The 6,322-nt window shown below is 58.4% G+C and carries 4 protein-coding genes; 2 read left to right on the forward strand and 2 right to left on the reverse strand.

Translation table 11 applies throughout. The annotated features are described in order from the left end of the window. Positions 1-567 precede the first annotated feature (567 nt). Positions 568-2,190 (reverse strand): peptide chain release factor 3, encoded by a 1,623-nt coding sequence (locus tag P1S46_10790; protein ID MDF1536965.1) that lies wholly within the window; start codon positions 2,188-2,190, stop codon positions 568-570. A 313-nt stretch (positions 2,191-2,503) separates the two neighbouring features. Here P1S46_10790 and typA point away from each other — a divergent pair, with 313 nt between their 5' ends. Next, positions 2,504-4,315, forward strand: a complete 1,812-nt coding sequence (gene typA / locus P1S46_10795; GenBank protein MDF1536966.1) for a translational GTPase TypA — start codon at positions 2,504-2,506, stop codon at positions 4,313-4,315. A gap of 137 nt (positions 4,316-4,452) precedes the next feature. On the opposite strand, the gene P1S46_10800 is transcribed toward typA, so the two are convergent. Further along, positions 4,453-5,067 (reverse strand): transglutaminase-like domain-containing protein, encoded by a 615-nt coding sequence (locus P1S46_10800; protein MDF1536967.1) that lies wholly within the window; start codon positions 5,065-5,067, stop codon positions 4,453-4,455. Positions 5,068-5,595: 528 nt separating this feature from the next. On the opposite strand from P1S46_10800, the gene P1S46_10805 reads away from it, so the two are divergent. Beyond that, the gene (locus P1S46_10805; protein MDF1536968.1) at positions 5,596-6,135 is read left to right on the forward strand and encodes an adenine phosphoribosyltransferase; all 540 of its coding nucleotides are present in this window, start codon (positions 5,596-5,598) and stop codon (positions 6,133-6,135) included. Positions 6,136-6,322 lie beyond the last annotated feature (187 nt).

Genomic DNA, 6,322 nt, shown 5'->3' on the forward strand with positions numbered 1-6,322 from the left:
TGCCATTCCCATTTATCTTTAATTGCCACACAGTTAGCTGACATCTCATTTGCATCATGAATAATGCGGGCTAGGGGGGAGGAAATACTTTTCATCCTCCCCTTGACTTGTCCCGCCATAGCCTTTGGCGACGGCGGATCCCCTTCCCTCAACCCCCTTCACATAAAGCTTCGGCGGGTCAAGAGGGAGGGGAAATATAATGAGAGTGACGCCTGGTCGGAGGTGGGGGTGATCTCCCCCCTCACCCCGACCCTCTCCCGAAAGCCCCTTCCCCCCCTTCTTTCCGTCCCCTGATGGTCACTCGATCCCTCCAACGGTGGGACTCGGGGTCATAAACATGTCGAAGGAGCGGTTACTCTCACCCCCACCTCGATCCTCCCCCCTCAGCAGGGGGAGGAAGGATAATGAAGTCAGCCTACATGAGGGGGAGAGGGAGAGTAAGGAAGGGGTAGTTAACCCCTATTTTGGGTTTTCTCCGCGTTCTCCGCGTGCTCCGCGGTTAAACAGGTTTTGATCTTAGCTGTCAGCTTTTTTTGAGATCTGAGATCTGAGATCTGAGATTCGCGCCTATACCTGCTCGCGCGTCTTCAGGAACGTGATCCGGGGGTTCCTCTCGATGATGAACTGCATCATCCACTCGCTGGGGGCGAGGCAGGCGAGGTTCTCTCCGGCGTCGAGGGACAGGCTGGCCTGGTTCTTCCTCTCGAACTCGGCCATGGCCTTGCTGTCGTCGCTGGTGACCCAGCGGGCCGCGGCGAAGTTCACCGGCTCGTAAACGGCGTCCACCCCGTACTCGTTCTTCAGGCGGTTGACGGTGACGTCGAACTGGAGGATGCCAACGGCCCCCAGGATGAGGTCGGTGCTGATGAGGGGCGAGAACACCTGTACGGCCCCCTCCTCGGAGAGCTGCACCAGCCCTTTTTTGAGCTGTTTCGATTTCAGGGGGTCCTTCAGCCTGACACGGCGGAACAGCTCGGGGGCGAAGTTGGGGACCCCAATGAACTGGAGAGGCTCTTTCAGGGTGAATGTGTCGCCGATCCTGATATTGCCGTGGTTGTGGATGCCGATGATGTCCCCTGGATACGCCTCCTCGACGTTCTCACGGTCCTGGGCCATGAAGATGGTGGCGTTGGCCAGGCTGATCTCCTTGCCGAGGCGGTGGTGCATCACCTTCATGCCCCGGGTGAACTTCCCGGAGCAGATCCTCAGGAAAGCGATCCGGTCCCGGTGGGCCTTGTCCATGTTCGCCTGGATCTTGAACACGAACCCGGAAAAGGCCTCCTCCCCGGGGTATACGTCCCTGGTGGTCGCGGGCCTTGGGCCCGGGGCCGGGGCGATCTCCACGAAGGCGTCGAGCATCTCCCGCACGCCGAAGTTGTTGATGGCGCTGCCGAAGAACACCGGGGTCTGGTTCCCCTTGAGGTACTCGTCAAGCTCGAAGGGGTTGGCCGCGCCGTCCAAGAGCTCCAGGTCTCCCCTCAGCTCATCGGCCTGGCTTCCGAGCAGTTCATCCAGGCGCGGGTCCGCGAGGTCGGTGATGGTGACGATGTCATCGGCCAGAGTGTCCCGGCCAGGCTCGAAGAGGGTCAGCTGCCCGCGGTACCTGTTGTATGTCCCCTTGAACCGTTTGCCCATGCCGACAGGCCAGGACAGGGGGGCGCACTCTACCTGGAGGGTCTCCTCGATCTCGCTGAGGATCTCCAGGGGTGATTTTCCCTCGCGGTCGAGCTTGTTGATGAAGGTGATGATGGGGGTGTTGCGGCGGCGGCACACCTCCATGAGCTTGCGGGTCTGGGTCTCGACTCCCTTGGCGTTGTCGATGACCATGACCGCGCTGTCCACGGCTGTGAGGACCCTGTAGGTATCTTCGGAAAAATCCTGGTGGCCGGGGGTGTCGAGGAGGTTGATCTCGTAATCACGGTAATTGAACTTCATCACCGAACTGGTTACCGAGATGCCTCGTTCCTGTTCGATGGCCATCCAGTCGCTGGTGGCGTAGCGGCGGGCCTTCCGGGCCTTGATCTCGCCGGCCATCTGGATGGCCCCTCCGAAAAGCAGGAGCTTTTCCGTCAGGGTGGTCTTACCGGCGTCCGGGTGGCTGATGATCCCGAAGGTGCGGCGTTTCTGGATCTCTTTTTTCAGGCGATTCAAAACAACTCTCCCTACGGAATCTCTGATTTCAAATATCATGGATCATGGCGATTCCGTAGCTTTTAGTGAAATACCACGGGCTAACTCCCGTGGTATTTCGAAGGTGCAGTGTAATAAACCTTGATAACCCATGGTCGTATAAACGTGTGATAGCTAACGCGGATTTAACAGAAAGTCAACTGCATCAGGAGTTATTGTTCCTTGTAAGCGGTAAAGGCGGCCTCACGGCTTTCACCTATAAGCTTCCCGCTTTCCCCCTTGACATCTTTCCCTTCCCAACGCATAGTTCGTCGGTTCCGCATATGCGGAACAGATGCAGGGCAAAACTCGTTCTGGAAGGGTAACCGGGAACATGCAGGAAACCATACGCAACATCGCCATTATCGCCCACGTGGACCATGGCAAGACAACCCTCGTGGACGCCATGCTCCGCCACGCCGGGGTCTTTCGCTCCAACGAAATCATCGTCGAACGGGTCATGGACTCAAACGACCTGGAAAAGGAGCGGGGGATCACCATCCTCGCCAAGAACCTTTCGATCCGGCACAAAGGCGTGAAGATCAACATCGTCGACACTCCCGGGCACGCCGATTTCGGAGGGGAGGTTGAAAGGGTCCTGCAGGCCGTGGATTCCGTCCTGCTCCTGGTCGACGCCGTGGACGGCCCCATGCCCCAGACCAGGTTCGTCCTGAGAAAATCCATGGAGCTGGGACTGCGCCCCGTGGTGGTCATCAACAAGATCGACCGGCCCAACGCCGATCCCGCCCGGGTCCGTGACCAGGTGTTCGACCTTTTCTGCGACCTGGCCGTCACGGAAGAGCAGCTTGAGTTTCCCATCATCTTCACCAGCGCCCGGGACGGGTACGCCATCGCCGAGCTGGACCAGGACCGCGCCGACCTGGAACCCCTGTTCACAGCCATCCGGGAAAGCACCAGATCGCCCTCCGGGGACGGGAACGCTCCGTTCCAGATGCTCATCACCCATATCGACTACGACGACTACATCGGCCGTACCGCCACCGGCAAGGTCTGCAACGGGAAGACCCGCACAGGTGAGCAGGTAGCCATCGTCAAGCCCGGTGGAACGATTCTCAAGGGGAAGATAACCAGGATCCTCGACTACAACGGGCTTCGCCAGGTGGAAGTGGAAGAGGCCTCCTGCGGCAACATCGTGACCATAGCCGGTCTCGAAAAGGTGGCGATCGGGGACACGGTGACCGATCCGGACCATCCGGAGGGGCTCCCCTACGTCGCCATCGAAGAGCCGACCATCGCCATGAACTTCATGGTCAACACCTCCCCCTTTGCCGGAAGGGAGGGGGCCCTGGTGACCTCCCGCAACATCCGGGAACGGCTCCACCGTGAACTTCGCACCAACCTTTCCCTGCGGGTCGCCGATACCGGGAGTCCTGACACTTTCAAGGTCTCCGGACGTGGAGAGCTGCACCTGGCCATCCTCATCGAGAACATGCGCCGCGAGGGTTACGAGATGGCAGTCTCAAGGCCGGAGGTTATCTACAGGGAGATCGACGGGAGCCGCCACGAGCCCATGGAGTACCTGGTGATCGACGTCCCCTCCGAGCACCAGGGAAGCGTCATGAGCCTCCTTGGGCCGCGGAAGGCCCAGCTGGTGGAGGTGCACACAGGCTCCGGTACCGTCCGGCTCGAATTTTCGGCGCCGGCCCGGGGACTTATCGGCCTGCGGGGTGAACTGCTCACCGAGACCCGGGGTACAGCCGTCATGTCCCACGTCTTCGACGGTTACCAGCCGTACAAGGGAGACATCTCCGGCCGGAGGACAGGAGCGCTGGTGTCCATGATGAGCGGTCCGGTAACAGCCTACGCCATCGAGAGCATCCAGGAGAGGGGCCGCCTCTTCATCCATCCCGGCACGGAAGTCTATGCCGGAATGATCGTGGGAGAGAACGCCAAGGACACCGACATCGACGTCAACCCCGTAAGGGAAAAGAAGCTGACCAACATGCGCTCCTCCACTTCGGAGATCGACACCAGGCTCCATGCTCCGGTTATTTTCAGCCTCGAGCAGGCCATCGAGTTCATCGACGATGACGAACTGGTGGAGGTCACTCCCCGGTCGATCCGCCTGCGCAAACGGGTTCTTGACAAGACCTTCAGGCCGAGACGGCTCGTCGCGACAGGATAAGCGACGGGGCGACGGGGCGAGAAAAACAAACGAACCATTTCCTGCCAACTATATTTTTCCTTTTAAAACCAAATATTCAAGATTTGCATCAAGGCGGCAAGGCGCTTCGCCTGCAGGTCGTTCTTTCCCTCCGTCGCTCAGTCGTCCCGCCGCACAGTCGCACTCATCCGGTTCAGCTGCGAGACCACCGCGAACCCATCGTCGTTAAAGCAGAAAAGTTCCCTGTGGACAAAAGACTGACTGTACTTCTGGCCGGGGAAATCGTGGAAATCGAAGGTCCCGAGCAGTTGTGAAGGATCCTGTTGATAGAGTTTGCCGTCGTGGGCCAGGTTGACCCAGGCGTGCTCCACTTTTTCTTCACCGGCCGCAACCTGACCCGTGACCACGTATACGCTGCTGGAAGGGACCCCCATGGCGCGGTAAAGGCTGCACAGAAGGGCTGCCTTCCCGAGACAGCTGGCCGCCTGCTCGCGAAGCACATGGGTCGCCGATTCAACAGGCCTGTACGGCTCGAACCTGATCTCGTCCCTGACAAAGGAGAAAGCTTCTTCCGGGCTTTTCAGCCTCGCTGCGAGGATCTTTACCGGTTCGCTGTAGGGGCAGATGAGCCTCGAATAATCGACAGTGTGGTTGGTCCGGATGTTTTCGAAACGAAGACATCGGCTGGCGGTTTTCTCCCCCATGACAAACCCCGCGCAGTAGATAACGCCCACCCCGAGCACGATGATAAAAGATTTTTTCCACCAGTCCAATTGAGCCCCCTCAATTTGTGATAATTTTCACCATACCAGCCGGGTCATTCCCCGTCAACCAGGATCGGGGATCAGTCGTCCAGTCGTTTCTTCCCCCTTTCCCCTTTTCCCCTCCACGGTTGATGAAGTTCAAGGCTAATCAGCCGCGGTTGCACGCTCGGCGCTAAACCACCTCGAGTTTCACGGCGAATCGGCGCACCTGCTGTCATCGCGAGCCATTTCCTGAGCGACGAGATCTCATGAGCGACCGGAGGAAGCCGCAACGACCATTTCAGCTTCGCTTGAGATTGCCGCGTCGTCACGCCATCGGCGTGACTCCTTCCGCCTTCGCTAACGCCCGTCGAACAGCTTCGGCGAGACAAGCGCAATGACAAGATCGGGTGTCCCCCATTACCCATCGCCAATTGCCTGCTCTTCCCTATTGCCTGCTCTCCACGCTCCTCCCCCCTTCCCTCCTTTCCCCGTCTCTTGTATATTGAACCGTCCTTTGGAAGGGCCTGAACGATCAACACGGAAAAGGAGCAAGCAATGCCCATCAAATCAAGGATTCGAACGATCCCGGATTACCCGCAGAAAGGGATCATGTTCCGGGATATCACCACCCTCATCAAGGATCCGGTGGGGTTCCGCCTCGTCATCGACAACCTGGCCCAGCACTATGTATCCGATGATCTCGGGTTCAAGTTCGACACCATCATCGGCATCGAATCGCGGGGCTTCATCCTCGGCGGGGCCCTTTCCTACGTTCTGGGAAAGGGTTTTGTACCGATCAGGAAGCGGGGAAAGCTGCCGGGTGAGACCGAGAAGCAGGAATATACGCTGGAATATGGGACCGATATCATCGAGATCCACAAGGATGCCATCAAACCCGGTGACCGGGTGGTCCTCGTGGACGACCTGCTGGCAACCGGCGGCACAGCGCTGGCCTCCGCGGCCCTGGTTGAGAAACTGGGCGGTGTCGTCGAGGAGATCTGCTTTATTGTCGACCTGCCGGATGTGGGCGGACATGCCAAGATCGTGGAAAAAGGGTACAGGATATTCTGCCTTACCGAATTCGAGGGCGAATAAATAAATGGCCCCTTCCGGGATCATTTGGGGTCATTTATTTATCTATTGACAGTCAAAACCATAAGAGTCACCTCCTAGCCCGCATTATTCATGATGCAAATGAGATGTCAGCTAACTGTGTGGCAATTAAAGATGATGGACTCGCAAAAAGTCCATCAACGCGCCCCGCGCGGGGCGCCCAAATCAA

Source organism: bacterium (genome assembly GCA_029210545.1).
GTDB lineage: Bacteria > BMS3Abin14 > BMS3Abin14 > BMS3Abin14 > BMS3Abin14 > JARGFV01.